Here is a 25629-nt window from a genome sequence, read left to right as displayed (position 1 = left end):
CGCGGCCTCGGACTCGGCGTCCAAATGCGCGGTCGCCTCGTCCAACACCACCACCGAAGGCGCCTTGAGCAACAACCGCGCGATCGCCAGACGCTGCTTCTCCCCACCCGACAACCGGTACCCGCGATCCCCCACGACCGTGTCCAACCCATCGGGCAACGCATCCAGCAGATGCCCCAACCGCGCCGCCCGCAACGCCGCGCGCAACTCCTCATCCCCCGCCTCGGGCCGGGCATAGCGCAGGTTCGCGCCGATCGTGTCATGGAACAGGTGGGCGTCCTGGGTGACCACGCCCACCCGCTCACGCAACGACGCGCCCCGCACCTCACGCAGGTCCACCCCGCCCACGCGCACCACACCCTCCACCGGGTCGTACAACCGGGTCACCAGATGCGTCAACGTGGTCTTCCCCGCCCCCGACGGCCCCACCAACGCCACCATCTCCCCCGGCGCCGCCGAGAACGACACGTCACTGAGCACCTGGGTCTCATCGGCCGTCTCGGTCGTGGGGGACAGCTCCAGGGACTCCAGCGAGGCCTCCGCGGCCGAGGGGTAGCGGAAGGAGACGTGGTCGAACTCGACCGACAACCCCTCCTCCGGCAGCGCGACGGCGTCCTCGCGTTCCTCGATCATGGGACGCAGGTCCAGGACCTCGAACACCCGGTCGAAGCTGACCAGCGCGGTCAGCACCTCGACGTGGACGTTGGACAGCGCCGTCAACGGCCCGTACAGGCGGGTCAGCAGGGTGGTCAACGCGACCAGCGTGCCCAGGTCGAACGCGTTGGTGATGACGAGCGTGCCGCCGACACCGTAGACCGTCGCCGTCGCCAACGCCGTGATCAGGCCGATGAGGGTGAACAGCAGGGCGCTCAACACCGTCTGGCGCACACCGATGTCACGGACCTGGGCGGCCCGATGGGCGAACCCCGCGTTCTCCTCCTCCGGGCGCCCGTAGAGCTTGACCAGCATCGCGCCGCCCACGTTGAACCGCTCGGTCATCAGGGAGCTCATCTCGGCGTTGAGCCGCATCCCGTCGTTGGCGACCGTGGCCAGTCGCCGGCCGATGAGCTTGGCCGGCAGCACGAACAGGGGGACGAGGAGCAGCGCCACCAGGGTGATCTGCCACGACAGCGCGATCATCGTCACGATCACCGCGACGGTGCTGATCAGGTTGGACACCACCGACTGCAGGACCGAGGTGATCGCCCGTTGCGCGCCCACCACGTCGGTGTTGAGCCGGCTGATCAGCGAACCCGTCTGGGTGCGGGTGAAGAACGCCAGGGGCATGCGCTGCACGTGGGCGAACACCTGGGTGCGCAGCAGGTAGATGACGCCCTCGCCGATCCGCGCCGACAGCCATCGGCCGGTCAGCCCGAGCCCGGCCTCCGCGAGGGCCAAGAGCCCCACCGCGAGGGCGAGCCAGGCGACCAGTGAGGTGTCGCCCGCGGCGACGCCCTGGTCGATGATCGCCTTGAGCAGGAGGGGGTTGGCCACCACGATCCCCGCGCTCAGCGAGGTGACCAGGAGGAAGAACAGGATCGAACGCCAGTGGGGGCGCGCGTATCCGGCCACACGTCGCAGGAGCCCGGGGGACAGGCGGGCGCCCTTGGCGGAACCGTCGTTGACCAGTGACCGGAACCCGGGCCGGCCACCCATCATCATCGCCATCTCGGACCACCCTTCTCGCCGCCGTGGGCGCGACGACGGCCACAAGGACACGGTCTCCCGAACGCGCGTGTCCGGGAGGGGGAGACCGCCGTGCACCCATACGGCGGGACGGGCGTGGCGGGGACGGTGCCGCGGTCCGGGCCGACCACCCGTGGGGGAGCGCCGCTCAGGGGGGCGGGCTCACAGGGAGCGGGCGAGCTGACCCAGCATCGCCGTGGTGGAGCGCCCCTCGGTCAACGGCAGCTCCCAGTGCTCGGCGCCCAGGGCCGCGGCGCCTCGCTGCTTGGCGAGGGTGTGGGCGTCGCCCGCGGTGTAGGCCAACGCGGCGGGGCGCAGGGGGCGCAGCAGTTCGGCGTAGTGCGCCCAGTCGGCCACCGCGGGGGGACCGGAGATGACGAAGACCCCGTCGACGCAGCGCAGGGCGGCCAGGAGCTCGGCGCGCTCGTCCTCGTGGTTGACCGGCCGGTGGGGACCCTTCCAGGCGCGGACCCGCTCGTCGGACTCCACGCCGACCAGGAGCGGCAACCCGCGTTCCCGGATGCCGGTCAGGAAACGAACATGCCCGACGTGCAGTACGTCGAAGACCCCGGTCACGACGACGGGGGCGGCCGTCGTCGACGGAGACACGAACCAGCTCAGCCTGAGCGAGGGCGTTCGGCCCCCCAACGGATCGGTCGTCGTCATCATCCACCCATCAGCCCGGCACGTGGTGGGCGTCTCCCGCCTGTTCACATGCGCGTCGCCTCGTCAGTCGGTTGGGGCGAGGGTCGCCCGATAAGTCAACATACTCGGGGGAGGTCTCATTCCTGAGTCTGACCCGGACGGCCCGGCACGAGCGAAAGGCTCCGTCCCGGTGAACTGGGACGGAGCCTTTCGAAGCGGAGCGGGCGACGGGAATCGAACCCGCACGACCAGCTTGGAAGGCTGGGGTTCTACCATTGAACTACGCCCGCCTGGCATCAGCCGCCGCGAGTTTCCTCTAGACTCGTGGAGCCGACGGAGACAAGAGTACAGTCTCCGGAGCGTTGGTTGCACCCGAACGGGTCTCCGGCGCGCGGTCCACGGGGAGTAGCGCAGCTTGGTTAGCGCGCATGCTTTGGGAGCATGAGGCCGCGGGTTCGAATCCCGCCTCCCCGACGAGCAGACTCGTGGCCCCGCGACTCCTTTTCGGAGTCTGTCGGCCGTGAGTCGCCGTGTGCCTGCCCTAGACTTGGCGTGATTAGCAACAATCCGTCGATCACGCCAGAGATCTAGCCTCTCGTGGCGCCCCGCAGTCGGCACCGGCCGGTCGTCGTTGTCCACGTCGTGGTCGTGTGTCGTGTCCTGTGCCGGGTCGTACCGGAAAACAGCCGGAAATCTAGGAGTACCGCCCCGTGAAGACCGATGTCGAGGAGCTCAGCCCGACCCGGGTCAAGCTGACCATCGAGGTTCCGTTCGAGGAACTCGACCACGCCTTCGACGTGACATACAAGTCGCTCGCCAAGCAGGTCCGGATCAAGGGCTTCCGCCCGGGGAAGGCGCCGGCCCGGCTCATCGACCGCTACATCGGCCGCGGCGCGGTCCTCAGCGAAGCGGTGAACCACGCGGTTCCCGAGCTCTACAACGAGGCCGTCCAGAAGGAGGACGTCTTCGCTCTCAGCCAGCCCGAGTTCGAGATCACCAAGCTCGAGGACGGCCAGGAGCTCGCCTTCACCGCCGAGGTCGACATCCGCCCGAAGTTCGAGGTCACCGACTACGAGGGCCTCGAGGTCACGGTCGACGACGCCGAGGTGACCGACGAGCAGGTCGACGACCAGGTGAACAACCTGCGCGAGCGTTTCGCCACGCTGACCGGTGCCGACCGTCCGGCGAAGAAGGGCGACCACGTCTCCATCGACCTCTCCGCCGCCATTGACGGCGAGAAGCTCGAGGACGTCCAGGCCAGCGGCGTCTCCTACGAGATCGGCACCAACACCATGCTCGAGGGCCTCGACGACGCCCTCGAGGGGTTGAGCGCCGGCGAGAGCGCGACGTTCGCCACCAAGCTCGTGGGCGGCGAGTACGAGGGCCGTGACGCCGACGTCACGGTCACCGTGCACAGCGTCAAGGTCAAGGAGCTCCCCGAGCTCGACGACGAGTTCGCCCAGCTCGCCAGCGAGTTCGACACCATCGAGGAGCTGCGCGCCGACGTCCGCTCCCGTATGGAGCAGGTCCGTCGCATCCAGCAGCTCTCCCAGGCCCGTGACCGCGCCCTGGAGAAGCTGGTCGACTCGATCGACATCCCGCTGCCCGAGAGCATCGTCGACGAGGAGATCACCCGCCGCCGCGACAGCCTGGAGCAGCAGCTCACGCAGAGCGGGCTGACCAAGGAGGCCTACCTCGAGTCGCGCGAGCAGACCGAGGAGGAGTTCGAGGAGGAGCTCACCAAGGGCGCCCGCTCCGCGGTCAAGGCCGGCTTCATCCTCGACCAGCTCGCCATCCAGGAGGAGCTGTCGGCCGGCAACGAGGAGCTCACGCAGTACGTCGTGGAGCAGGCCCAGCGCATGGGCGTCTCCCCCGACCAGCTCGCCCAGCACCTCGTCCAGTCCAACCAGATCCGCGTCGCCTACACCGAGGTCGTGCGGAGCAAGGCCATGGACCTGATCATCGAGAAGGCCAAGGTCGTCGACGAGTCGGGTAACGAGGTCAAGCAGGACGCGCCGGAGACCGAGGAGGCCGAGGAGGCCGAGGCCCCCGCCGCCGAGGAGACCCCGGAGCAGGAGAGCGCCGCGGAGACCGAGGAGAAGTAGCCTCCCACCTCGCACGAGGAACGTCGCGAGCCCCGTACCACCCCGCCAGCGGGTGGTGCGGGGCTCGCGTGCGTTCGCCCATTGCGGAATGTCCGGGTTGTTCGGGTAGAGCACCTGCGCTCAAAGCGAACAGGGCCGGGAACCGTGCGAGGAGAGCGGTGAAGCGCGTTAGTGTCGCAAGCGTCGCAACCGTTTCGATTCCGGAGCAGGTGACGAGAGTGCCGCCGACCTTCAATGAGTCCATGCGAATCGACGCCCGTACGGCCGAGTCGCCTCTTCCCCCGATGTTCGATCAGACGTCGCAGCGGCTGCTGCGTGAGCGGATCGTCTTCCTCGGCCAGCAGGTCGACGATGACATCGCCAACCGCATCGTGGGCGAGCTGCTGTTGCTGTCCGCCGAGGACCGCCAGCGGGACATCACCCTCTACATCAATTCCCCCGGTGGTTCGGTGACCGCCGGTATGGCGATCTATGACGTCATGCAGTACATCCCCAACGACGTGCGCACCGTGGGCATGGGGCTCGCCGCCTCCATGGGCCAGCTCCTGCTGTGCGCCGGTGCCCCCGGCAAGCGTTACGCGCTGCCGCACACCCGGGTCATGATGCACCAGCCCTCCGGTGGTATCGGAGGCACCGCCTCCGACATCCGCATCCTGGCCGACCAGCTCCTCTACGTGAAGAGGATGTTCCTGGACCGGGTGGCGCTGCACACCGGTCAGTCCCCGGAGCAGATCGAGAAGGACGCCGACCGGGACCGTTGGTTCACCGCCCAGGAGGCCAAGGAGTACGGCTTCATCGACGAGGTGCTGGCCGACACCCTGGACGTGACGACCGGGGGCCGGCAGTAGCCGACGGCCCGCATCGGTTCCCGACGGAGCAGTTCGTGTGGACATCCGCAGTGTGGAAGGCCAGAACATGACCCAGTACAACCCCAGCCTCTACGGTGGCGGGATCGCCCCGGCGGCTCCGCAGAGCCGTTACGTCCTGCCCTCCTACGTCGAACGCACCACGTACGGCGTCAAGGAGATGAACCCCTACAACAAGCTCTTCGAAGAGCGCATCATCTTCGTGGGGGTGCAGATCGACGACACGTCGGCCAACGACATCATGGCCCAGCTCATCACGCTGGAGCACCTGGACAGCGATCGTGACATCACGATGTACATCAACTCGCCGGGTGGGTCCTTCACCGCCCTGATGGCCATCTACGACACGATGCAGTTCGTCCGGCCCGACATCTCGACGATCTGCATCGGCCAGGCGGCCTCGGCGGCGGCGGTGCTCCTCGCCGGTGGCACCAAGGGCAAGCGGCTGTGCCTGCCCAACGCGCGGATCCTGATCCACCAGCCCGCGACCGAGGGCAGCTACGGCCAGGCCAGCGACATCGAGATCCAGGCGAACGAGATCATGCGGATCCGTAAGCAGCTCGAGGTTACGCTGGCCCGCCACACGGATAAGACCCCGGAGGAGGTGTCGCGCGACATCGAACGCGACAAGATCCTCACCGCGGAGGAAGCCAAGGAGTACGGCATCGTCGACGAGGTGCTGCCCTACCGCAAGTCCTCCGCGAAGTAGGGTCGCAACGACGAGGTCGTGAGGCGATGAAGAGGGCCGGCGTGGCACGCGCCGGAGGGGACGTGGCAAAGCCGGCCCTCTTCTTCGCTTAGGCTCGGAGGAACGACGCACAGATCATCCCGTCGGCTGGTCCGCGAGGAGCGCATATCCTGAAAAGCGGTAGCTTGCTCTCAGAGGGCTTGAGCGCTTTCGGATATGGGGAGGCCGGGTGCCTCCCTCCCGCGCCGCGCAGAGCGGCCCCGTAGCGGGGTGGCCTACGTTTTAAGGAGTAGCTGGGTGGCACGCATCGGCGACGGTGGAGACCTGCTGAAGTGCTCGTTCTGCGGCAAGAGTCAGAAGCAGGTGAAGAAGCTCATTGCCGGACCCGGCGTGTACATCTGCGATGAATGTATTGATCTCTGTAACGAGATCATCGAGGAAGAACTCGCAGACGCCACCGAGCTCAAATGGGACAGCCTCCCCAAACCGCGTGAGCTATACGAATTTCTTGATTCCTATGTAATCGGTCAAGAGCAGGCCAAGAAGGCGCTCTCCGTCGCGGTCTACAACCATTACAAGCGGGTCCAGTCCGAGGGGGACCGCCCCCGCGACGAGGACGTCGAGATCGCCAAGTCCAACATCCTGCTCCTGGGCCCCACGGGGTCGGGCAAGACCCTGCTGGCCCAGACCCTCGCCAAGATCCTCAACGTCCCCTTCGCCATCGCCGACGCCACCGCCCTGACCGAGGCGGGGTACGTCGGCGAGGACGTCGAGAACATCCTGCTCAAGCTGATCCAGGCCGCCGACTACGACGTCAAGAAGGCCGAGACCGGCATCATCTACATCGACGAGGTGGACAAGGTCGCTCGCAAGAGCGAGAACCCCTCGATCACCCGCGACGTCTCCGGCGAGGGGGTCCAGCAGGCGCTGCTGAAGATCCTCGAGGGCACCACCGCCAGCGTTCCCCCGCAGGGCGGGCGCAAGCACCCGCACCAGGAGTTCATCCAGATCGACACCACCAACGTGTTGTTCATCTGCGGTGGGGCGTTCGCGGGCCTGGAGAAGATCATCGAGTCCCGCATCGGCAAGCAGGGCATGGGGTTCAACGCGGTGCTGCGCACCAAGAGCGGCACCGACTCCACCGACCCGTTCTCCGACGTGATGCCCGAGGACCTGCTGAAGTTCGGGATGATCCCCGAGTTCGTGGGCCGGCTCCCGGTCATCACCAGCGTGCACAACCTCGACCGCGACGCGCTGATCCGCATCCTCACCGAGCCGCGCAACGCCCTGGTCAAGCAGTACCAGCGCCTGTTCGAACTCGACAACGTGGAGCTGGAGTTCACCGACGACGCCCTGGAGGCCATCGCCGAGCAGGCCATCATCCGCGGCACCGGTGCCCGTGGACTGCGCGCGATCATCGAGGAGGTCCTGCTGTCGGTGATGTACGAGGTGCCCAGCCGCGAGGACGTCGCGCAGGTCATCATCACCCGCGAGGCGGTGCTGGAGCACGTCAACCCCACGATCGTGCCACGCGCCAAGATCACCGACGAGCGCGAGGAGAAGAGCGCCTAGGCTCGCCTCTCCACTCCGATGCCCCCGGCCGTCTCACGGACGGCCGGGGGCATCGCGCGTCAGCGGGCCCCTCAGGAGTCCCGCTCGACGACCTCCCCGTTGCCGGCGTTGACGTCGACCGTCACGTCGTCGTCCACTTCGACCTGCCACACGAGCAGGCCCCCGTCCTCGCTGTCGATCTCGGCTCCGGTGGCCCGTCCACCACCGGTCTCGGCCAGGGCGGCGTCCACGGCCTGCTCAAGTGAGATGTCGGGGGTGTGGGCCTTGTCCGGGGCGGTGAACGGATCCTCGTCGTTCTCCGTCACCGCTCCGGTCGAGGCGTCCACGACCACCCGGTGCCCGTTCCGGCCCTCGATGAGGTCGACACGCCACTCCCGGCCGTCCTCGAGCTCGATCTCCTGCACCCGGCCCTCGGGGTACTGCTCCAGCGCCTTCTGGGCGGCGGCGAGGATGTCCACCCCGCCGCCGGGGGAGGGCGACCCTCCAGGGGTCTGGGCGGCTCCGGTGGTGTCCTCCGCGCCGGCCGTCGGCGTGGCCTGTGGGGTCTGATCGGCGGTGTCGTCGTCACCGCAGCCGCCCAGCAGCGTCAACGCCAGCACCGCCGCGCCGACGAGTCCCGTCCGTGTGTTCCGCGCTCCGCGCATTCTCCGGCTCCTCTCCCTCGGTGGTCGCCTACGCTGTCTCCCGCTTCCCAGGAGGGAGGTGTCGATGCCTTGGCGGACCGAGGAACAGGTGGAGCCGGGCGGTCAGACGACCGGGGCCGGCGGTCCCAGCCGCAACGTGATGCGGGCGCCGGCGGGCGACTCGGCGGAGAAGGACCCGCCGGAGGACTCCGCCGCCCTGCGGGCGATGTCGATGCCCAGACCGCTGGAACCGGCGCCGCTGTGGCCACGCTCGGTGGCGGCCTCGGGAAGGCCGGGGCCCTCGTCCTCGACCACCAGGATCGCCCCGCCCTCGGCCAGGGCGCTCAACCGGACCGAGAACGCGGTGCCCTCGGGGGTGTGCGCGAACACGTTCCCCAGCAGCGCGTCCACGGCGGACTCCAGCTCGTCGGCCGCCAGGCCGACCATGAGGGGACGGTCCGTCAGGTCCGCGTCCAGCCGCCGCTCCTGGTCCTCGGCGAGCACGGTCCAAAACTCCACCCGGTCGCGCACGACCCGTGTCGCGTCGCAGCGCCCGCCATCGGCGGCGGGACGGCGGGCGTCGTTGATGCTCTGGGTGACCGCGCGCTCCAGCGCCGCGATGGAGGACTCCAGCCGTTCACGGTCATCGGGGTCGCGCAGGGACTCCGCGTCCAGTTTGAGCGCGGTCAACGGTGTGCGGACCCGGTGGGACAGGTCGGCCACCCGTTCGCGTTCGCGGACCAGCAGGTCGCTGATGCGCGCGGCGAGGGTGTTCAACGTCGCCGCCACCGCCTTGATCTCGGCCGGTCCCTTGGGCTTGGCCTGCGCGCTCAGGTCCCCTTCGCCGAGTCTCCGTGAGGTGTCGGCGAGCTCGTCGATGGAGCGGACCAGCGAGTGGGCCAGCCGGTCGGCCACGAGCAGGCTCATCAGGAGCAGGGCGACCCCCAGCAGGGCGAGGATCAGCCACGCCCGGTACACCCCGGCCCGCAGGTGCTCCTCGGCGACGTAGACACGGGTCACCGACGTGCCGTCGCGCGCGCCGACGCTGAACAGCACCTCGATCCCGCCGTCGGGAAGTTCCACGTTGAGCGTCTGGCCCCTGCGGGCCAGGCGGACCGCGTCCGACTCGGGGGCCGGTTCCCCGATCACACTGCCGTCGGGGCGGTACACCGTCACGGGGAACGGCTCGCTGGTGTTGGTCTTCTGCACGACCTGACGCAGGGCGTCCTCGTTGCCGGTCGCCGCGAACACGCTCAGCGTCCGGGCCTCCAGCGACGCCGAACTGAGGGCGCGGTCATAGGCCACCCGCTGGACCAACAGGGCGAGCGGGACCAGGAAGGCGACGAGGATCAACGATGTCGTCGCGCCGACCAGCAGGGTGAGACGTCTTCTCATCGTTTGCCGCCCTCCTCGCCGTCACGCGGTGCGGAGAGCTTCACCCCCACACCGCGCACGGTCTGGAGGAAGCGGGGACGTTGCGCGGTCTCGCCCAGCTTGCGGCGCAGCCACGACAGGTGGACGTCCACGGACTTGTCCGCTCCCCCGTAGGGGACCTGCCACACCTCGGTGAGCAGTTCCTTCTTCGATACCACCTGACCGGCCCGCGCCGCCAGGTAGTGCAGCAAGTCGAACTCCTTGGGGGTGAGGTCGAGCTGGCGTCCCTCCAGGGTCGCCTCACGTGACGCGGGATCGACCCGCAGCTCGCCCACGGTCACCGATTCGTCGCCGCTGGAGTCGCTGCCCAGTCGGCGCAGCACCGCCCGGATGCGCGCGTCGAGCTGCGCCGCGCTGAACGGTTTGACGACGTAGTCGTCGCCGCCCGCGTCCAGCGCGCGGACGATCTCGGCCTCGTCGTCGCGGGCCGTGGCCACGATGACGGGGACCCGGGAGACCGCCCGGAGCATCCGGAGCATCTCCAGCCCGTCGAGGTCGGGCAGTCCCAGGTCGAGAACAACGAGGTCGGGACGGGCGTCGACGGCTTCGCGCAGGCCGGACATGGCGGTCGGGGCGGAGGAGACGGCATGCCCGCGTTCACCGAGCGCGCGGGAGAGGGAGGAACGGATCGTGGGGTCGTCTTCGATGAGCAGTAGCTGGGCCACGCTGTGAACGTTAACGAATGCGCGAAGCCCGCAGGCCCTCTGAAAGGTGCAGATAGTGGGGCCTTAACCCTGTGTTAGGGGTGCTCTTGGCACAGTAGGACCATGAAGCGTCAGTCCCTCTTCGCCGTCGGCGGCTGGCTGGCCGCGGCCGTCGTCGCCGTCGGGGTCGGCATCACCGCGGTGAACCTGCTCGGCACCGGCATCACCTCCGAGTCCGCGGAACCGCTGTCCCAGGCCAGCGTGGAACAGCGGCTGGAGGCCGAGGCCGCGCCGGGGAACGGTGGTCCCTCGACCGAACCGCAGCCCAGCCCCTCGGAGACGGGAGGGACCGCGGACCCGCCGGAGGGGGCCCAGCGCAATCCCGACGCGCCTTCGAACAACCGGGTCGAGATCCTCGAAAGCACGGCCGGAACGGTCGCGGCCAGCTGCTCCGGCACCACCGCGGTGCTCGAATGGTGGGCGCCGGCCCAGGGGCACACGGTGGACGACTACGACGACGGTCCGGCCCCCCAGGTGTGGGTGGAGTTCGAGGGGACCGAGGACGACGTCGAGATGACGATCCACTGCGCCGATGGCAAGCCGGCCCTGGCACCCCAGGGAGACGACGACGGTGACGACGACAGCGACGACTGATCGGCGCAGCCGCGGGTCCGCGGGGAGCCGGCCTAGTCGGAGACGACCTCGGCCATGCGCTCGATCTCGGCCCGCTGCTCGACGATGACGTCGGAGGCCATCTGGTTGACCACGGGGTTCTCGCCGTCGCCGAGCACCTCTTCGGCCATGCTGATCGCGCCCTCGTGGTGCGCGGTCATCAGTTCCACGAACAGCTCGTCGAACTCCCGGCCCTCGGCGGCCTCGAGTTCGGCGAGCTGGTCGGGGGTCGCCATGCCGGGCATGTCGGCGTGGTCCACCGGCGCGCAGACTCCCCCGTGGTGGGAGTCCTCGCCCTCCAGGCCGCAGTAGTCCTGGTGGGCGGGGTTACCGCGGGCGGGGCCGTGGACGTTGATCTCCAGCCAGCTCTGCATCGCTTCGATCTCGGGCCCCTGGGCGGCGGAGATGCGGCCGGCGATCCCCTCGATCTCCTCGAGCCGGGCCCGCCCCTCCACCAGAGCGGTCATCTCCAATGCCTGTTCGTGGTGGGCGATCATCTTGCGCACGTACTCCACGTCGGCCTCGTTGTGTCGCACGCCGGCGGTGGCGTCGGCGATCTGTTCCTCGGTGGCGGGAGAGGCCGACTCCCCGGGGGCCCCGGGAGCGAGCACCGGGGTGCCGTCGGACACGGGAGGAGTCTCCTGGGCGCAGGCGGACGCGAGGACCACCAGGATGGTTCCTCCTACCACGGCAAGCCAACGCCGCATGGGTGCTCCTTCCGTCGGGTGGGCCGGACGCCCATGGGAACGCCCGTCGGCGCCTGTCTACTCACTTGAGCGGCGTCCTGTCCAGTACCGGTCTCCCCCGGAACCGGTGACTGTATGTATTTATGACGTTTGATCTGCGTTAATAGCTGAGTGAGTGGTTTTAGTGATTCTCAACCTCTATGCAATGGTCGATGCCGCTATGTATCTTCGCGGTATTTTCCGGTGTGCATCGGAAGAGGAGAGCACATGCCGACATCCCCCGGGCCGTCCACAGGACGCGCGCCCCGGACCCGAGGGCTCTGGCGTACCGGCGCACTCGCCGGTGCGGTGACCCTGGCGTTGACCACCTCGCTCGGCGCCGTTCCCGCGGCCGCCGATGAGCTTCCCGGCATCGGTGAAGTCGTGATGAGCGACAACATCACCCATGTCGCGAACGTCCCCAAGCCCGCACCGTTCGACACTCAGGCCGCTTACAACACCGATCTCGCCTTCACCGGTGACTACGTCATCGACGGCAATTACAACGGTTTTGTCATTTACGACATCTCCGACCCGACCGAGCCCGGCATCGTCAGCAAGGTGCTGTGTGAAGGGGGACAGGGGGACATCTCCGTCAGCGGGGACCTGCTCTACTTCTCCGTCGACTATCCCCGGGCCGACGAGAACTGCGGAAGCCCGGCGAGCAACGCCGGCAACGCCGACGCCTTCGAGGGCATCCGGATCTTCGACATCTCCGACAAGAGCGCACCGCAGTACGTGGCCGCCGTGCGTACGGACTGTGGTTCGCACACCCACACGCTGGTTCCCGGCGAGGACGGCAAGACCGACTACCTCTACGTCTCCTCCTACGCTCCCTCGGCGAACTTCCCGAACTGCCAGCCTCCGCACGACAAGATCGCGATCATCGAGGTGCCGCTCGACGACCCGGCCTCGGCCGCGATCGTCAACGAGCCCGTCCTGTTCCCGGACGGCGGCAACCACGACCAGCCCGGCCTGTCCCGGCCGACCCAGGGCTGCCACGACATCACGGTCTACCCCGAACGCGACATCGCCGCCGGCGCCTGCATGGGTGACGGAATCCTCATGGACATCAGCGACCCGGTCGAACCGGTCGTGGTGGAGAGGGTGCAGGACGAGAACTTCGCGTTCTGGCACTCCGCGACCTTCAGCAACGACGGCAAGAAGGTGATCTTCACCGACGAGCTCGGTGGCGGGGGCGCGGCGACCTGCACCGATCAGACCGCACCGGAACACGGGGCGAACGCGATCTTCACCCTGAAGGGCAGGATCGGTCCGGGAGCCAACGACCCGGAGCTGAACTTCGCCGGGTACTACAAGATCCCGCGTCTGCAGGGCGCCAACGAGAACTGCGTCGCGCACAACGGGTCGCTGATCCCCGTCCAGGGCAAGGACTACTTCGTGCAGTCGTGGTACCAGGGCGGCGTGTCGATCATCGACTTCAACAACCCGGCCCGGGCCAGGGAGATCGGCTACTTCGACCGTGGCCCGCTCTCCGAGCAGCTCAGCATGGGCGGTTCCTGGTCGGCCTACTACTACAACGGCTACATCTACTCCTCCGACATCCAGAAGGGACTGGACGTCTTGAAGGTGGAGGACCGACGCCTCAAGCAGGCGGAGAAGGTGGAGTACACCGAGTTCAACCCGCAGACCCAGCCCCACTACAAGCCGGGTAGAGGGTAGGACCCGAGTCCGTTGAGCGTGGCCCGCCGTCCCGGAGACGGCGGGCCACGCCGCGTCGCACCCACCTCCAGCGGGCCGGACGGGGCAGCCGCGGACCAGGACATAGACTCGGAGTGGATCTCCACCGACCTCGACCTTCGGAAGACCGTGACCTCGACCTCCGACTACGCAGCCGTCGAAGCGGCCATCATGGCCCGCGCCGGCGAATCGCTCATCCATCCGACGCTGGACCGTATCCGCGCGCTGATGGACCTCCTGGGCGAGCCACAGCGCAACTACCGGACCATCCACGTGACCGGGACGAACGGCAAGACCAGCACCGCGCGCATGATCGACGCGCTGCTGCGCGAACGGCACCTGCGCGTGGGGCGCTACACCAGCCCGCACCTGACGACCATCCGAGAACGGATCGTCATCGACGGCGAGCCCATCTCCGAACAGCGTTTCGTCGAGACCTACACCGACATCCTGCCCTACGTGGAGATGGTGGACGCCGGCAACGAGGTCCCCCTGTCGTTCTTCGAGATCCTCACCGCCATGGCCTACGCGGCCTTCGCCGACGCGCCGGTGGACGTGGCGGTCATCGAGGTGGGCCTCGGAGGCACCTGGGACGCCACCAACGTCATCGACGCCGACGTCGCGGTCATCACCCCGATCGGCCTCGACCACACCGACTACCTGTCCGACACCGTCGAGGGCATCGCCGAGGAGAAGTCCGGCATCATCAAGCCGGGCTCCGTCGCGGTCCTGGCCCAGCAGCAGGTCGCGGCGGCCGAGGTGTTGTTGCGCCGTGCCGTCGAGGTCGACGCGCGGGTGGCCCGGGAGGGAATGGAGTTCGGCGTCGTCCACCGTGACATCGCGGTGGGCGGTCAGCAGCTCGACCTCAAGGGCCTGCGCGGCTCCTACGAGGGTGTCTTCCTGCCGCTGTTCGGCGAGCACCAGGCGAACAACGCCGCGGTGGCGGTCGCCGCGGTCGAGGCGTTCGCCGCCCCGAGCGACGGTGACGAGCAGCTCGACACCGAACTGGTGCGCGCCGCCCTGGGCGGTGTCAGCTCGCCGGGCCGTCTGGAGGTCGTACGGCGTAGCCCCACCGTGCTCGTCGACGCCGCGCACAATCCGGCCGGCATGGCCGCGACGGTCCGCGCGGTGGAGGAGGCGTTCACCTTCACCCGGCTGGTGGGGGTCGTCGCCATCATGGCGGACAAGGACATCGAGGGCATTCTCGGTCCGCTTGAGCCGGTGCTCAGCGAGGTCGTGGTCACCCGGAACTCCTCGCCGCGCAGCCTCGCGCCGGAGGAACTCAAGCAGCTCGCCGAGGAGGTCTTCGGCGCCGAACGGGTCCATCTCGCCGGACGGCTCGACGACGCGATCGACCTGGCGGTCACGCTGGCGGAACAGACGGGGGAGTTCGGCGGGGCGGGTGTGCTCATCACCGGTTCCGTGGTCACCGCCGGGGACGCCCAGCACCTGTTCAAGGGCGCTTCCGGCGGCCCCTCCGCGTCCTCTGAGAGGCAGTGAAGTTGCGTACCATCTGCGCCGTCGTCCTGGCCTTCGAGGTCATCGTCATCGGGCTCGCGGTTCCCGTCGCGATCCAGATCAGCGACCATCCCCCGGCCCTGGCCGGGGGCGTCTGGGGTGGCCTGGCCTTCGCCGCGCTGGTGCTGGCCTTCCTCCAGCGCCGCCGCTGGGGGTTCTACGCGGCCTGCGTCCTGCAGGGGCTTCTCCTCCTCAGCGGTTTCCTGGTCGACGGGCTGCTCTTCCTGGGGGTGGTGTTCGTGGGACTGTGGGTGGCGGGCGTGCTCCTGGGGCGACGCACCGACGCGATGCAGGCGGCTTACGCGGCCCATCAGGCAGGTCAGGCGGCGGCTTCGGGGCCGTCCGTAACCGGCGAGCCCGGTGCTCCACGTCCTTCCTGACCCTTTCCGCGGCGGAGCGGGATCCCTTGTCACGCGGGTGGTGTGGGGGCGGAGCCGATAGGGTGTCGCACGGCCGGAGGTGGGTTCCCGCATTGGGAAGTATCGAAACCCCCGAATCCACGCATCGACGTCTACCTGCCGAGGAGAGAACCATCGTGGAGCGCACCCTTGTCCTGATCAAGCCCGACGGCGTGCGACGCAACATCATCGGTGACGTGATCGCGCGCATCGAGCGCAAGGGCCTGAAGATCACCGCCATGAACATGCGCACGCTCGACGCCGACACGGCCAAGGCCCACTACGAGGAGCACGCCTCCCGGCCGTTCTTCGAGTCGCTGGTCGAGTTCATCACCGGCGGGCCGCTCGTCGCGATGGTCGTCGAGGGGGAGCGCGCGGTCGAGGCCTTCCGCGCCCTGGCCGGAGCCACCGACCCGGTGGCGGCGGCCCCCGGCACGATCCGCGGCGACTACGCCCTGGAGGTCCAGCAGAACATCGTGCACGGTTCGGACTCCACCTACTCCGCCGAGCGCGAGATCAAGCTCTTCTTCCCCGAGCTGGCCTGATCGCCCGGCTTCGGTGGGGGTTCGGCGTGCCGCGGCACGCCGAACCCCCACCGAAGGACCCGCCGCCATCGCGATTACGTCCTCTCGCGGTGACCCAATCGGTGTGTTTGCGTAACGATGCAACTGCTGAGCGTTACGATACGGGTAACTCGATCCGCTTCCATGCTGATCGGCACCGTATCGACCGCCCCGGGTAGGCAGCACCCGATTGGCGCCGCTGAGGACGTTTCATGACCAATAACCTTGCTTTTCTCGGCCGTGACATGGCGGTCGATCTCGGTACGGCGAACACGCTGGTGTATGTGCGAGGTCGGGGAATCGTTCTCAACGAGCCCTCGGTCGTCGCCCTGAACACCTCGACCGGCAAGATCGTCGCCGTCGGCATCGACGCCAAGCAGATGATCGGCCGTACGCCGAACAACATCATCGCCGTGCGCCCCTTGAAGGACGGCGTCATCGCCGACTTCGAGATCACCGAGCGCATGCTGCGCTACTTCATCCAGAAGATCCACCGACGACGCCACTTCGCCAAACCGCGCATCGTCGTGGCCGTTCCCAGCGGCATCACCTCCGTGGAGCACCGTGCCGTCAAGGAGGCCGGGTACCAGGCCGGAGCACGCCGCGTCTACATCATCGAAGAGCCCATGGCCGCCGCGATCGGCGCCGGACTGCCCGTGCACGAACCGACCGGCAACATGGTCGTCGACATCGGCGGGGGCACGACCGAGGTCGCCGTCATCTCCATGGGGGGAATCGTCATCTCCCAGTCCATGCGCCTGGGCGGGGACGAACTCGACCAGGCGATCATGTCCTTCGTCAAGAAGGAGTACTCCCTCATGATCGGGGAGCGCACGGCCGAAGAGCTCAAGGTCGCCATCGGCTCGGTCTACCCGACCGGAAGCGAGGAGCCGCACGCCGAGGTGCGCGGCCGCGACCTCGTCAGCGGGTTGCCCAAGACGGTGGTCCTGTCGGCGGCCGACGTTCGCCAGGCCATCGAGGAACCGGTCGCCACCATCATCGACTCGGTCCGGACGACGTTGGACAAGTGCCCGCCGGAGCTGTCCGGCGACATCATGGACCGGGGGATCGCCCTGACCGGGGGCGGGGCGTTGCTGCGCGGCCTGGACGAGCGTCTGCGGCACGAGACGGGGATGCCCATCCACATCGCCGACAACGCGCTCGATTCCGTCGCGATCGGTTCGGGCACCTGCGTCGAGGATTACGAGCGCCTCAACCAGGTGCTGGTCCCCGAACGGCGGCGATGAGCATGACGCCGATCCGATCCACCGAAACCTGGAGCGGGAGGCGACCCTGACATGCTGCGTGACAACGCCCGCTCCCGCCTCTTCCTGGGCCTGCTCGTCGTGGTGTCCGTTGTCCTGCTGGTACTGGACTCCAGGGACGAGGAGGACCCGGTCACCGATGGCGCCCGCGCGGCGGGGCGGGCCGTCTTCCTCCCGGTCTCCGCGGCGGTCTCCTCGGTCACCGGGCCGGTCTCCGACGCCTATGCCGCGCTGGTGACGGCTCCCGGGGCGCGTGAGCGCATCGAGGAACTGGAGGCGCGCAACACGGAACTGGTGCACGCCCTGCGCAGCCGTGACGTCGACGCCTCCCGGGCGGCGGAGCTGGACCGCCTGTTCGGGCTGGCCGGGTTGGGCGGCTACGAGGTCGTTCCCGCCCAGGCGGTGACCCGGATGACGACCCAGGGATACGCCGACAACATCGTCTTGGACGTCGGCTCCCGTGACGGGGTGCGCGAGAACATGACCGTCATCAACGGCGAGGGACTGGTCGGCCGCGTCACCGGGGTGGGCGAACGCACCTCCACCGTCCTGCTCGTCACCGACGGCTCCTCCGCGGTGGGGGCCCGGATGGAGGAGACCAAGGAGATCGGGGTCATCAGGGGCGGATCCAGGTCGCTGGTCCACGGGGCGCCGTTGCGTTTCGAGCTGCTGGACGGCAGCGCGACGGTGGAGAAGGGCCAGCGCATCGTCACGTTGGGCTCCCACGACGGCACGCCCTTCGTCCCCGGGGTCCCCATCGGGACCATCCACTCCGTCCGGGACACCCCCGGAGCGCTGACCCGCACCGCGGACGTCACACCCGCGGTCGACATCAGCCGCATCGACATCGTCGGTGTGGTCGTCGGGCAACCCGAGACCGAGCCGCGCGAACCCCTCGCCCCCTCCACCCCCCAGGAGGAACTCGCCGGTCAGGCGACGGTCCCGCCCCCCACCCGGCGTGAGGAGGGCGTCCCGCTGCCGGGGGAGACGATTCCCGGGCGACCGGGCGCCGACGGAGGGGGCGGCCACGAGGACTCCACGATCGAGACGATCGAGCCCGCTCCTCCCCAGGGGGTCCTGGAGGAGGCGCGGCCGGTCCCCGGGGAGAGCGGGAGACCCGACGACACGGCGGAGGGGGAGCAGACGTGAGGCGGGGATTGACGGCGTTCGCCCTGGTGGCGTTCACCGTGCTGGTCCAGACGGCCCTGGTCAACCGGATTCCGTTCCCATGGGGGGTGGGGCCGAACCTGGTGGTCCTCGTCCTGGCCGTGGTGGCCCTGCGCACCTCCTCCGCGGTCGGGGCGCTCCTCGGGTTCGCGGCCGGCCTCGCCGTGGACGTCCTGCCGCCGGCCGACTCCCAGATCGGACGTTACGCGCTGGTGCTGGCCGTGGCCGGATATCTGGTGGGAGCGCTGCGGGACACCTCGTGGAGGTCGGGGCTGTGGCCCCTGGGGGTGGTCGCGGCGACCACGGTGGGCGTCGGCCTGGGACACGCCTTCGTCGGCCTGGCGGTCGGTGACCCTCGCGTGAGCGCTGAGACGATCCTCCACGACCTCCCGCTGAGCCTGCTGCTGACCATGATCGTCGCGCCGTTCGTGGTCTACCCGGTGAACCGCCTGATGCGGCTCTTCGACCGGGACGAGTACGCCTCCATCGGCGATGTCCCCTGGGCTGGAGGGAGGATCCGCAGGTGAAAACCAGACGACGCGCCGCTCACGCGCGGCACGAAGCCCGCCGGCCCGGCCGTTTCGGCCTGTTCCTGGCCCAGATCCTGGTGCTCAGCCTGTTCGCCGTGCTCGCCGGCCGGCTGTGGTATCTCCAGGTGCCCAGGGCCGAACACTACGCGCGCCTGGCCGCGGCCAACCACACCCAGGACCTGATCGTTCCGGCGACGCGCGGTCAGATCATCGACGCCTCCGGGGTACCGCTCGTGCGCAACCGCACCGAGCTGGTCGTCTCGGCCGACTACCACGCCCTGCTGGAGCAGGAGGACGGGGGAGACGCGGTACTGCGCAGGGTGGCCGACATCCTCGACCGCCCCTTCGAGGAGGTCCGCGGGCGCACACGCCTGTGCGGCCCCACGGTGAGCCGGCCCTGCTGGCCGGGATCGCCCTACCAGCCCATCACGCTGGCCGAGGACGTCGAGCCCCGCGTGGCCCTGCAGATCATGGAACGACAGGACGAGTTCCCGGGGATCTCCGCCCAGCAACAGGCCGTACGCGAGTACCCCGGTGCCGACAACGCCGCCCAGATGCTGGGGTACCTGCAACCGGTCACCCAGGAGGAGCTGGAGGAGCGGGAGGAGCTGCGCGCGCGCTTCAGTGGGGTGGACCGCGTGGGGCGCGACGGGTTGGAGGCGGTCTACGACGACCGGCTGCGCGGCGAGCCGGGCGTACGCACCTTCGCGGTGGACAACCACGGCAACGTCACGGGGATCGTCTCGGAGTCCGCGCCCCGGCCCGGCCAGCACCTGGTGACCCACATCGACGCAGACGTCCAGGACATCGTGGAGAAGGCGCTGGCCAGGGGCATCGAACGGGCGAAGCAGGCCGGCTACCCGGCCGACTCGGCGGCCGGGGTGGTCATGGACGTGCGCACCGGTGGCGTCATCGCCATGGCCAGCGTGCCCACCTACGACCCCGAGGTCTGGAACGGCGGGATCGACCAGGAGACCTATGACCGTCTGCTCTCGAAGGAGGCCGGCGAGCCCCTGACCTCCCGGGCGTTGCAGGGGCAGTACCCGCCGGCCTCGACGTTCAAGGTGGCCTCGCTCGCGGCCGCGGTCGAGAACGGCGCGCCGCTGGAGCAGTCCTACGCCTGCCCCAGCTCGATCAACGTCGGAGACCGGGCGTTTCGCAACTACGAGAGCAGCGCCCATGGCAGCATCAGCCTGCACAAGGCGATCGTCGTCTCCTGCAACACGGTGTTCTACCAGTTCGGATACGACATGTGGCGGGCCGACGGGGGGACCAGGCCGGTGGCCAACCCCAAGGACCCGATGCCGAGGATGGCCAAGGGGTTCGGGTTCGGCCAGCCCACGGGGGTGGACCTGCCGCACGAGTCCTCCGGTCGCATCCCCGACAGGCGCTGGAAACAGGAGTACTGGGAGGCCACCAGGGAGGACAGCTGCAAACGCGCCGAGACCGGCTACCCCGAGGTGGCGAAGGAGGACCCGGCCCACGCCGAGTACCTCAAGAAGGTCGCGCACGAACAGTGCCTGGAGGGCCATGTCTGGCGGGCCGGTGACGCGGCCAACTTCGCCATCGGCCAGGGAGACGTGCTCGTCACCCCGTTGCAGACGGCACGCGCGTACGCGGCCATCGCCAATGGCGGAACGCTGTACGAGCCGCGCGTGGGCAAGGCGTTCGTCTCCGCGGACGGCCGCCAGGTCGAGCGCATCGAGCCGGTCGTGGCCGGTCGGCTCCCGATCGACGACACGACGCTGACCTACCTCCAAGACGCCCTGGAGGACGTGCCGAAGGAGGGGACGGCGCGGGGCGCGTTCGCCGGCTTCCCGCAGGACAAGGTGTCCATCGCGGGCAAGACCGGATCGGCGACCATCGTGGGCAAGCGGGAGTCGGCCTGGTTCGCCTCCTACGCGCCCGCCGACGATCCGCAGTTCGCCGTGGTCGTGTTCATCTCCCAGGGGGGAACCGGAGGTGCCGCAGCCGCCCCCGTCGCCAGGGAGATCTACGACGGCATCTACGGGTTCGCCACGCCGGCCGACGGCGGGGCCGCCCAGCAGGGCGCGGACGGGCAGACGCCCCCGGGCAGGGTGGGGCCGCCGGCGCTGCCCGGCGGTCGTCCTCCGGCCGAGCTCCCCACGGTCCGTTCGGACGGCACGGTCGCCGCCCCCGAGGGCTATGAGAAGTAGGACGCTGAGATGTCGCTCTATGTCAACTCGCAACGCTCGTGGTCCACGCGCGCCGGTCGCCTCCTTGCGGCCCGGCCGCGTCGGATCGACTGGCCGCTGTTGTCCTGCGTGCTCGTCCTGTGCGCGGTGGGCGCCCTGCTGGTGTGGGCCTCCACCGCCTCCGACGGCGATCCGCTGGAGTCCACCCAGTACCTGCGGCGCTACCTGGTGCACGTGGCGATCGGCCTGGTCGCCTGCCTCCTGGTCGCGTCGGTGGACTACCGGGTCCCGCGGGCCTACGCCCCCATCGTCTACCTGGTGGGCGTGGTCGGCCTGGCGCTCGTGCTCACCCCCCTCGGCGAGGTCATCAACGGTTCGCGTTCCTGGATCGTCATCGGCGGCATGCAGGCCCAGCCGGGCGAGGTCGCCAAGATCGGATTGATCCTCGGGGTGGCCATGCTGTTGGGAGAGCCCCGTGACGGCGAACACGCCCCCATGACCCGCGACGTGCTGTTCAGCCTGGTCGCCCTGGCCGTCCCGCTGGGGCTCATCCTCGCCCAGCCCGACCTGGGCACCGCCATGGTCCTGTGCTCGATCTACCTGGGGATGCTCACGTTGTCCGGCGCCCCCATCCGGTGGGTGATCGGGCTGATCTGCTGCGGGGTGGTCGGCGCCCTGTCGGTGTGGTGGTTCGGGCTGCTCCAGGACTACCAGCTCGCCCGCTTCGCGACCTTCGTCGATCCCACCGCGGACCCGCGGGGCGCCGGATACAACGCCAACCAGGCGCTCATCGCGATCGGGTCGGGCGGGTTCATCGGGACGGGGCTGTTCGACGGCGAACAGACCCGGGGGAACTTCGTCCCCGAACAGCACACCGACTTCATCTTCACGGTCGCCGGGGAACAGCTCGGGTTCCTCGGCAGCTCCCTCATCATCGGCCTGTTCGCGTTCATCATCTGGCGCACGCTGCAGATCGCGCGGGAGTGCGACCACCCCTACGGCCGGCTGGTGTGCGTCGGCGTGGCCGTGTGGATGACGTTCCAGTGCTTCATCAACATCGGGATGACCCTGGGGATCATGCCCATCACCGGCCTGCCCCTGCCGTTCGTCTCCTACGGTGGGACCGCGGCCGTCGCCAACCTCACGGCGGTGGGGCTGGTACTGGGGATCTACGCGCGCGACCGGGGATTCGGCTAGGAGCGCCCCGGCGGGGCGGGCACGGGGCCGGCGACACCGACTAGCCTGGAGTGATAAGTGCTACCAGTGTGGACCGCAGGCATTCCGCGAAAGGCCCATCGTCATGCCCATCGAATCCGTCTTCCCGCGTCTGGAGAGACTTCTACCCGGCGTGCAAAAGCCGATTCAGTACGTGGGCGGTGAACTCAACTCCGTCACCAAGGACTGGGACGAGGCAGAGGTCCGCTGGGCGTTGATGTACCCCGACGCCTACGAGGTCGGCGTTCCCAACCAGGGGATCCAGATCCTCTACGAGGTCCTCAACGAACGCGAGGGGGTGCTCGCCGAACGCACCTACGCGGTCTGGCCGGACCTGGAGCGGCTCATGCGCGAGCACGGCGTCCCCCAGTTCACCGTCGACGCCCACCGTCCGATCAGGGCCTTCGACGTGTTCGGCCTGAGCTTCGCCAGCGAGATGGGCTACACCAACATGCTCACCGCGCTGGACCTCGCGGGCATCCCGATCCACTCCGCCGAGCGCGGGGAGGACGACCCGATCGTGCTGGCCGGCGGCCACTCCGCGTTCAACCCCGAACCCATCGCGGACTTCCTCGACGCGGTCGTCCTCGGTGACGGCGAGGAGATCTCGCTGGCCATCACCGAGGTCATCCGCGAGTGGAAGCGCGAGGGGCGGCCCGGTGGACGCGACGGCGTGCTGCTGCGGTTGGCCGGGAGCGGCGGCGTCTACGTGCCGCGCTTCTACGACGTCACCTACCTGCCCGACGGCCGTATCGGCAAGGTCGCCCCGAACCGGCCGGGGGTGCCGTGGCGGGTGCGCAAGCACACCGTCATGGACCTGGACAAATGGCCCTACCCGAAGAACCCGATCGTCCCGTTGGCCGAGTCGGTGCACGAGCGCTACAGCGTGGAGATCTTCCGCGGGTGCACCCGGGGCTGCCGGTTCTGCCAGGCCGGGATGATCACCCGCCCCGTCCGGGAGCGCAGCAAGGAGGTGGTCGGCCAGATGGTGGAACAGGGGGTCGCCTCCTCGGGCTTCCAGGAGGTCGGCCTGCTGTCGTTGTCCAGCGCCGACCACAGCGAGATCGGTGAGATCGCCAAGGGCCTCGCCGACCGCTACGAGGGCACCAACACCGGGCTGTCGCTCCCCTCCACCCGGGTGGACGCCTTCAACATCGACCTGGCCAACGAGCTCACCCGCAACGGGCGCCGTTCGGGGCTGACGTTCGCGCCCGAGGGGGGCAGCGAGCGGATGCGCCGGGTGATCAACAAGATGGTCACCGAGGCCGACCTGATCCGCACGGTCACCGCGGCCTACGCGGCCGGGTGGCGACAGGTCAAGCTCTACTTCATGTGCGGACTGCCCACCGAGACCGACGAGGACGTGCTCGCCATCGCCGACCTCGCACGCGAGGTCATCAAGACCGGCCGCGAGGTGACCGGACGCAAGGACATCCGGTGCACGGTCTCCATCGGCGGGTTCGTCCCCAAGCCGCAGACCCCGTTCCAGTGGGCCGGGCAGACCTCGCACGAGGTGGTCGACGCGCGGCTGCGCAAGCTCAGGGACCGGCTGCGCGGCGACCGTCAGTACGGCAAGTCGATCGGCCTGCGCTACCACGAGGGACGCCCCTCCATCATCGAGGGACTGCTCTCCCGGGGGGACCGCCGCGTCGGCCGGGTCGTCGAGGCGGTCTGGCGCGACGGCGGGCGTTTCGACGGCTGGAGCGAGCACTTCTCCTACGAGCGGTGGGCGTCGTGCGCGGAGAAGGGGCTCAGCGGCGAACCCGTGGACCTGGACTGGTACACGGTGCGCGAGCGGGAGCGTGACGAGGTGCTCCCCTGGGACCACCTGGACGCCGGTCTCGACCGCGACTGGTTGTGGCAGGACTGGCAGGACGCGCTGCACGGCGAGGAGTCGCTCGAGGTCGACGACTGTCGTTGGAACCCCTGCTACGACTGCGGGGTGTGCCCCAGTATGGGGACCCAGATCCAGATCGGTCCGACCGACCGTTCCAAGCTGCTGCCGCTCACGGTCGTCTGACCTCCTCCGGCCCCAACGGGCCGGATTCTCACCTGGGCACGGCCCGGCGCCCCGCTCGCGCCGGGCCGTACGTGTACTTGACGATCAAGAGATGGAAAAGGTTGCCAAAGATTGCGAAATGCCGAGAAAAATATTTTCGGCATGGATCGCCCCAGTTCAGCGGCGTCCCGGCGGGTCAAGGTGTCCACATGGTGAACTGTGGGGGAGGCAACTGATCTGAACGCTTTTCAAGTCGTCCTTGGATGGGAACAGCTGTTAAGTGTGTGATCCGTCACGGAGTCCGGTACCGTTCGGTTCCTTCGTCGACGGCGTCGCGCGCTGCGCGCCGGGTGTTTCGCCCGGGCCGATGGCGCGAGGCTCCCGGAGCGCACCGTACGCTAAATAGGACGTGAATCTCCCAGGTGGGTGCGCGCCGCTCGCGGAATGCACCTGCGCGGGAGTACTCGAGGAAAGGAGCAGCGCTGCCCCCCGCACCCGAGGGCACCACCTCGCCCTCCACCGGAATCCAGGGCCAACGGCTGCGTGTGCGTTACGCCAAGCGCGGTCGGATGCGGTTCGCGAGCCATCGCGACATCGCTCGCGCGCTGGAGCGCGCACTGCGCCGGGCCGGGATTCCCGTCGCCTTCTCGGCAGGGTTCACACCTCATCCCAAGATCTCCTATACGGGCGCCGCCCCCACCGGGGTGGCGAGCGAGGCGGAGTACTTCGAACTCGTGCTGACCGAGACCGCCGATCCCGAACAGGTGCGTGTTCGGCTCGACGCGGCGATGCCCGAGGGCATCGACGTCGTCGCAGTGGTGGCGGCCGCGGCGGGTGGTCTGGTCGACCGCCTGGAGGCATCGGAGTGGCGGGTAGACATGCCGGGCGTCGCCCCCGACGACGCCGCGGCAGCGGCGGCCGCGTTCCTTGCGGCCGACACGATCGAAGTGGAGCGGCTCACCAAGAAAGGCCGTCGCCGCTTCGATGTCCGCTCGGCCGTTCTCAAGTTGGAAGTGGACGGGCGCGCCGCAAAGGAACAAGACGAGACATATGCCATACTTCGGATGGTCGTACGGCATACGACACCTGCCGTCCGACCGGACGACGTGGTGTCCGGCCTCCGCCAGGTGGCCGGCCTCGCGCCCCCGTCATCACCACTGATGACCAGGCTGGCGCAGGGGCCGCTGGACGGAGCCTCCGGCGAGATCGCCGACCCGTTCGCCGCGGACGACGCGGCCGCCCTCGACGCCGGGCGGAAACGGGCCGAGTCCGGCGAGGTGACGGATCACCCCGTCTCCGCCGGACCCGAGGAGAGGACATCACGGCCGTCGGCGCCCACGCGGAGCACGTCACATGAGTGACCTCCATCGGGGACCGTGGGCGCGCCCTCAGGACTTTGACCCGGCGGTGCCAGGCGCGCTGCCGGCGCCGACATAGCGACGACAGTTCTCGCGCGC

At 68.9% G+C, this 25629-nt stretch carries 22 protein-coding genes and 2 tRNA genes; 17 read left to right on the top strand and 7 right to left on the bottom strand.

What is annotated here, in order from left to right; all coding sequences use genetic code 11:
- From B5D66_RS18685 to B5D66_RS18675, 3 genes are all read right to left on the bottom strand, one after another.
- Positions 1 to 1659, bottom strand: a 1659-nt coding sequence (locus B5D66_RS18685; RefSeq protein WP_200813707.1) for an ABC transporter ATP-binding protein, incomplete at its 3' end; no start/stop codon positions are given.
- A 189-nt stretch (positions 1660 to 1848) separates the two neighbouring features.
- Positions 1849 to 2352: an adenylyltransferase/cytidyltransferase family protein gene (locus B5D66_RS18680; RefSeq protein ID WP_078763041.1), complete on the bottom strand. Its 504-nt coding sequence runs from the start codon at positions 2350 to 2352 to the stop codon at positions 1849 to 1851.
- Between the two features lie 198 nt (positions 2353 to 2550).
- A tRNA-Gly gene (locus tag B5D66_RS18675) sits at positions 2551 to 2621 on the bottom strand.
- Between the two features lie 109 nt (positions 2622 to 2730).
- Between B5D66_RS18675 and B5D66_RS18670 the strand changes: the two genes are divergently transcribed.
- The 5 genes from B5D66_RS18670 (at position 2731) to clpX (ending at position 7562) form a co-directional block, all read left to right on the top strand.
- Positions 2731 to 2805: transfer RNA gene (locus B5D66_RS18670), tRNA-Pro, on the top strand.
- Between the two features lie 236 nt (positions 2806 to 3041).
- Complete coding sequence (tig, locus tag B5D66_RS18665) at positions 3042 to 4436, top strand: trigger factor (protein ID WP_078763040.1); 1395 nt, start codon at positions 3042 to 3044, stop codon at positions 4434 to 4436.
- A gap of 284 nt (positions 4437 to 4720) precedes the next feature.
- Complete coding sequence (locus tag B5D66_RS18660) at positions 4721 to 5284, top strand: ClpP family protease (protein WP_078763077.1); 564 nt, start codon at positions 4721 to 4723, stop codon at positions 5282 to 5284.
- Positions 5285 to 5351: 67 nt separating this feature from the next.
- Positions 5352 to 6011 carry an ATP-dependent Clp protease proteolytic subunit gene (locus B5D66_RS18655; protein ID WP_078763076.1) on the top strand — a complete coding sequence of 220 codons (660 nt, stop codon included), beginning with the start codon at positions 5352 to 5354 and terminating at the stop codon, positions 6009 to 6011.
- 276 nt (positions 6012 to 6287) lie between these two features.
- Positions 6288 to 7562 carry an ATP-dependent Clp protease ATP-binding subunit ClpX gene (gene clpX, locus B5D66_RS18650; RefSeq protein ID WP_078763039.1) on the top strand — a complete coding sequence of 425 codons (1275 nt, stop codon included), beginning with the start codon at positions 6288 to 6290 and terminating at the stop codon, positions 7560 to 7562.
- Positions 7563 to 7633: 71 nt separating this feature from the next.
- Here clpX and B5D66_RS18645 read toward each other — a convergent pair whose 3' ends face one another.
- The 3 genes from B5D66_RS18645 to B5D66_RS18635 form a co-directional block, all read right to left on the bottom strand.
- Positions 7634 to 8206 (bottom strand): PepSY domain-containing protein, encoded by a 573-nt coding sequence (locus B5D66_RS18645; protein ID WP_078763038.1) that lies wholly within the window; start codon positions 8204 to 8206, stop codon positions 7634 to 7636.
- Between the two features lie 102 nt (positions 8207 to 8308).
- Entirely contained in the window at positions 8309 to 9580 is a 1272-nt protein-coding gene (locus tag B5D66_RS18640; RefSeq protein ID WP_078763037.1) for a HAMP domain-containing sensor histidine kinase, read from the bottom strand.
- A complete protein-coding gene (locus tag B5D66_RS18635; protein WP_078763036.1) occupies positions 9577 to 10284 on the bottom strand; it encodes a response regulator transcription factor in 708 nt (235 codons plus the stop codon). The genes B5D66_RS18640 and B5D66_RS18635 overlap by 4 nt, the downstream gene beginning before the upstream one ends.
- A gap of 102 nt (positions 10285 to 10386) precedes the next feature.
- Here B5D66_RS18635 and B5D66_RS18630 point away from each other — a divergent pair, with 102 nt between their 5' ends.
- A complete protein-coding gene (locus tag B5D66_RS18630) occupies positions 10387 to 10917 on the top strand; it encodes a hypothetical protein (RefSeq protein WP_078763035.1) in 531 nt (176 codons plus the stop codon).
- A gap of 32 nt (positions 10918 to 10949) precedes the next feature.
- Here the strand turns inward: B5D66_RS18630 and B5D66_RS18625 are convergent, their stop codons facing one another.
- Positions 10950 to 11642: a DUF305 domain-containing protein gene (locus tag B5D66_RS18625; protein ID WP_078763034.1), complete on the bottom strand. Its 693-nt coding sequence runs from the start codon at positions 11640 to 11642 to the stop codon at positions 10950 to 10952.
- Between the two features lie 246 nt (positions 11643 to 11888).
- Between B5D66_RS18625 and B5D66_RS18620 the strand changes: the two genes are divergently transcribed.
- The 11 genes from B5D66_RS18620 (at position 11889) to B5D66_RS18570 (ending at position 25533) form a co-directional block, all read left to right on the top strand.
- Positions 11889 to 13343: an LVIVD repeat-containing protein gene (locus B5D66_RS18620; protein WP_078763033.1), complete on the top strand. Its 1455-nt coding sequence runs from the start codon at positions 11889 to 11891 to the stop codon at positions 13341 to 13343.
- A gap of 189 nt (positions 13344 to 13532) precedes the next feature.
- On the top strand, positions 13533 to 14861 hold the full coding sequence (locus tag B5D66_RS18615; protein ID WP_078763075.1) for a bifunctional folylpolyglutamate synthase/dihydrofolate synthase: 1329 nt from the start codon (positions 13533 to 13535) through the stop codon (positions 14859 to 14861).
- Positions 14862 to 14863: 2 nt separating this feature from the next.
- Positions 14864 to 15259, top strand: a complete 396-nt coding sequence (locus tag B5D66_RS18610; RefSeq protein WP_078763074.1) for a DUF4233 domain-containing protein — start codon at positions 14864 to 14866, stop codon at positions 15257 to 15259.
- 155 nt (positions 15260 to 15414) lie between these two features.
- Positions 15415 to 15822 carry a nucleoside-diphosphate kinase gene (gene ndk / locus B5D66_RS18605; protein ID WP_078763032.1) on the top strand — a complete coding sequence of 136 codons (408 nt, stop codon included), beginning with the start codon at positions 15415 to 15417 and terminating at the stop codon, positions 15820 to 15822.
- Positions 15823 to 16052: 230 nt separating this feature from the next.
- Positions 16053 to 17087 (top strand): rod shape-determining protein, encoded by a 1035-nt coding sequence (locus B5D66_RS18600; RefSeq protein ID WP_078763031.1) that lies wholly within the window; start codon positions 16053 to 16055, stop codon positions 17085 to 17087.
- Positions 17088 to 17138: 51 nt separating this feature from the next.
- Positions 17139 to 18254 carry a rod shape-determining protein MreC gene (gene mreC / locus B5D66_RS18595; protein WP_078763030.1) on the top strand — a complete coding sequence of 372 codons (1116 nt, stop codon included), beginning with the start codon at positions 17139 to 17141 and terminating at the stop codon, positions 18252 to 18254.
- Complete coding sequence (gene mreD, locus B5D66_RS18590; protein ID WP_235001092.1) at positions 18251 to 18799, top strand: rod shape-determining protein MreD; 549 nt, start codon at positions 18251 to 18253, stop codon at positions 18797 to 18799. The genes mreC and mreD overlap by 4 nt, the downstream gene beginning before the upstream one ends.
- Positions 18796 to 20979, top strand: coding sequence for a penicillin-binding protein 2 (mrdA, locus tag B5D66_RS18585; protein ID WP_235001091.1), 2184 nt, complete (start codon positions 18796 to 18798; stop codon positions 20977 to 20979). Before mreD ends, mrdA begins: the two co-directional genes overlap by 4 nt.
- 9 nt (positions 20980 to 20988) lie before the next feature.
- Positions 20989 to 22155, top strand: coding sequence for a rod shape-determining protein RodA (gene rodA, locus B5D66_RS18580; RefSeq protein ID WP_078763028.1), 1167 nt, complete (start codon positions 20989 to 20991; stop codon positions 22153 to 22155).
- A gap of 103 nt (positions 22156 to 22258) precedes the next feature.
- On the top strand, positions 22259 to 24193 hold the full coding sequence (locus B5D66_RS18575; protein ID WP_078763027.1) for a TIGR03960 family B12-binding radical SAM protein: 1935 nt from the start codon (positions 22259 to 22261) through the stop codon (positions 24191 to 24193).
- Positions 24194 to 24717: 524 nt separating this feature from the next.
- Positions 24718 to 25533, top strand: a complete 816-nt coding sequence (locus B5D66_RS18570) for a TIGR03936 family radical SAM-associated protein (RefSeq protein ID WP_078763026.1) — start codon at positions 24718 to 24720, stop codon at positions 25531 to 25533.
- Positions 25534 to 25629: the final 96 nt, after the last annotated feature.

Origin of the sequence: Marinactinospora thermotolerans DSM 45154, assembly GCF_900167435.1 — a bacterium.
GTDB classification, from domain to species: Bacteria; Actinomycetota; Actinomycetes; order Streptosporangiales; family Streptosporangiaceae; genus Marinactinospora; species Marinactinospora thermotolerans.
The sequence above is the reverse complement of the archived record's forward strand: the minus strand, read 5'-3'. Positions and strand labels throughout refer to the sequence as shown.